This is a genomic window from Antrihabitans spumae (assembly GCF_043944905.1).
Lineage (GTDB): Bacteria > Actinomycetota > Actinomycetes > Mycobacteriales > Mycobacteriaceae > Antrihabitans > Antrihabitans spumae.
In genome coordinates this window covers 1-2,984 of sequence record NZ_JBIMSN010000168.1, presented here as the reverse complement: position 1 = coordinate 2,984, position 2,984 = coordinate 1, and the positions used below count along the sequence as shown (strand labels likewise).

Here is a 2,984-nt window from a genome sequence, read left to right as displayed (position 1 = left end):
GAAAACCCAATCCGAAACAGATCAAGCCGGCACGTCAGCCCGGAGAAAGATCTGGGCTAACGGCTGGCTCCTTCGCGTAGTTGTCTGATCGGCGAGATACCGACCATCAGCGCAAAGAGCGAATAAGCCTCGAATGTTGGTGCGCGGAAACGAGAGACACCGAGAAATGTGTCGCTAGGGAGAGTTCACGCGTCGGGCCGACAAAGAAATGTCGGAGGCTACCAACGAAATTGGTATGCCTCCGACTCACCCTGTGCATTCTCAGTGCTGCCCAGCCTATTTCATCTCGTGCGTACGTAGCGGCTAGGTGCGGCGGTGTGTCGCGCCCGCAATCCAATTGCATGGCGAAGGGTGTTTTCAGCTCGGTCAAACCTGTCCATACCTGCTCCTAATGTTCGGCGCATCACCACCTCATGAGTACGCAGCCAGCTTGTCGCGGGCCGCCGACTCGTCGTCGAATTCTGTTCAAGGAGTGCAGCTATGGATGTTCCAGGAATCGTTTCCATCGTCATCGCCACCGCTGGTGCCGCGGCTCAAGGTGCCGGCGTTCCACCGGCCGTCGTCGAGCAGGCGGCCAACGTTGCTGACGCGGCTGTAACAGTAGTGCAGGAGCAACTGCCGGCCGAGTGGATCGAACAGTTGGACCAGCAGTTCCCCGAGGCTTTCGTCGGGCCGCCGGCACCTCCGCCGGGAAAGGTCGACGGTTCAACAACGCCTCCAGCATTCGAGACAACCCCGGCGCCGGCTGCGGTGGTACCGCCCATGGTCGGAATCCCGGGTGTCTCTGCTCCGGTCACGTTGACGTTCGATCCACGTTTCCCGCGCAACCTCGACCTATCCCGGGCAGTTGTCGAGCAAGCGATGTGGGCGATCGGTCTTCCGTATCAGTGGGGTGGCGGGACATTGACCGGTCCCTCGTTGGGGGACGGTAGCGGCGGGGCAGTCGCAGGATTCGATTGCTCGGCTCTGGTTCGGTTCGCCTACTACGTGGCCAGTCGCGGAAAGATCGTTCTTCCACGCACGTCGCAAGAGCAGTTCCGGGCCGGCAAGCAGATCACGATAGACCAGGCCCAACCTGGAGACTTATTGTTCGGGAACTGGCAGGCGGATGGTGCGAACCATGTGGCCATGTACCTCGGTGACAACACGATGATCGAAGCACCTCAAAGCGGTCAGCTCGTCCAGATCAGCGCAGTTCGCTCCGACATGATCGCCGCTCGCTTTCTATAGAAGCGGTCAAACACCTCTCGTTAGTGCCAGCGACCGTCCCTCGATGCCGAAGTCCACCCGGTGAAGAGCCACACCGTGTGAATGTCCAGTTCAGTCGATCTCGCTGGCCCGCAGGCGCGCAAATCCTAGGATGGGCGGATGACATCGAAAGATGGAGCGTCACTGCCTGCGGGTTGGTACTCGAACCCAGCTGGCCGACCGAACTCGGTGGGGTACTGGGATGGTCATGTGTGGACGGATGTGAGGAACGTTGACGCACCGGCCTCCGTTGAAGCGGGTGCGAATCCGTCGTCATCTGCGCCTGAACCGAGCAAAAGGGGTGCCCTGATCGGCACCGGGATTTTTCTGGCTGCACTGTTGGCGGTTGCAGTCGCCTACAACGTGTTAAAAGATGGCATTGACGACAAGGCTAAAGATCGCTGCACCAGTGCCGTGGCTGACCGGATGAAGTCGCCGAGCTCCGCGAAGTTCCTCGATGTATCCGCGCATGAGACATCGGATTTGAAGACGTTCGACGAGGACTATTCGAAGTTGGAAAAGTACAGTGACTACTCGGATTTGAGTCGATGGGTTGTCACCGGCAAGGTAGATGCCAGCAATTCATACGGTGCCATGATCCGAGGCAAGTTCAATTGCAGCGCGATTGTCAGCGACGGGCAGATCGTGGGCGTCGAGATGGGCTACATCGAATAGGTTCGGGGCACGAAGGCAGGGGCCGCTTACCGCCATGGACGGCAGCCTTCAAGTCAGATGAATTCGCGGATTCGCGGAAGGGCCTGAGCGAGTTCTTCGAAGAGGCTTGGCCACCCGCGACGGAGACGAGTGATGCGGCCGTGTTCGAGGAAGGCGCCGTCGATCATGTGGGAGACGCGCAGTTGTGTTGGCGGGGTGCCGAGTTGGCGGAGTTTGTCGTAGACGGGGTTCACAGGCAGCTCGTGGCGTGCAATGTGACTCCAGATGTCGTCGATGCTCCAATCCCACACAGGGCCGAACACGTGCGTGCCGTCGGTACGTGAAAATTGGCCGCCGTGGTTGGCGCGCCGCTGCGCGGCGGTGGCGCAGCACTCGGTGCATGTTCGTGCGGTTTCGAGGGTGAGGGCGTTGTAATAGAGGGACCATCGCCCTGTGCCTTTGGGTGACTCGTCGGCGCGGACACCCCACACTTCGCCGGGTCCGTGTGCGGCATGTGCCGCTTGGGCGGGTTCGGTGATGAGGATGTCGCGCAGTGCTCGACAGTCCGACTGATTGGGTCGGGTGTGATCCCATTCGCCGGAGGCGGCCAGGATGCTCAGCAGTGGCGGTTGTGCAGGCCGTAGGTCGAGGTTGAGGTTCCACGTGTCGGCGAGTTCGGTTATGTAGCGGTAGGTCTCGGGGTATTCGAGTCCGGAATCGAAGAAGACGACTGGGATGTTCGGTTCGACCTGCAGCGTGAGATGTAGGGCGGCGAGGGAATCTTTGCCGCCGGAGAATGCAAGGTAGCCGTCGTGATCGTCGAGGTGCTGGGCGATCCGATTTTGTAGGTGGTCAAGGTCGTGGCGAGGCCGTCTGAGTGCTCGTAGTCGCTGCAGGTCGAGTCCATCTGGTTCGTCCTGGGACATTGCGGCCTCCGATTCTGCTTGACCGCGTGTGGTCTCGGTGTGTGCGGACCTTGTGGCGAATCTATCGGTGTGGTGTCACACGGAACGCGTCGAATGGATCTTCCTCCGAATAGAGGCCGTCGGTCGATCGAGTGGTGATCGTCCTCGGTATCAGCG

3 protein-coding genes are annotated in these 2,984 nt (G+C 60.2%); 2 read left to right on the top strand and 1 reads right to left on the bottom strand.

Annotated features, from left to right (window positions below):
- The first annotated feature begins 480 nt into the window (after positions 1-480).
- Positions 481-1,230, top strand: a complete 750-nt coding sequence (locus ACHIRB_RS30615) for a C40 family peptidase (protein WP_395118445.1) — start codon at positions 481-483, stop codon at positions 1,228-1,230.
- A gap of 138 nt (positions 1,231-1,368) precedes the next feature.
- Complete coding sequence (locus ACHIRB_RS30610; protein WP_395118447.1) at positions 1,369-1,923, top strand: DUF2510 domain-containing protein; 555 nt, start codon at positions 1,369-1,371, stop codon at positions 1,921-1,923.
- 53 nt (positions 1,924-1,976) lie between these two features.
- Here the strand turns inward: ACHIRB_RS30610 and ACHIRB_RS30605 are convergent, their stop codons facing one another.
- Entirely contained in the window at positions 1,977-2,828 is an 852-nt protein-coding gene (locus tag ACHIRB_RS30605) for a phosphoadenosine phosphosulfate reductase domain-containing protein (protein WP_395118449.1), read from the bottom strand.
- Between the last annotated feature and the right edge of the window lie 156 nt (positions 2,829-2,984).

Excerpts from the sequence above, each read along its gene's own strand:
- ACHIRB_RS30605 (WP_395118449.1), bottom strand. The coding sequence starts at position 2,828 with ATGTCCCAGGACGAACCAGATGGACTCGACCTGCAGCGACTACGAGCA.
- ACHIRB_RS30615 (WP_395118445.1), top strand. The coding sequence starts at position 481 with ATGGATGTTCCAGGAATCGTTTCCATCGTCATCGCCACCGCTGGTGCC.
- ACHIRB_RS30610 (WP_395118447.1), top strand. The coding sequence starts at position 1,369 with ATGACATCGAAAGATGGAGCGTCACTGCCTGCGGGTTGGTACTCGAAC.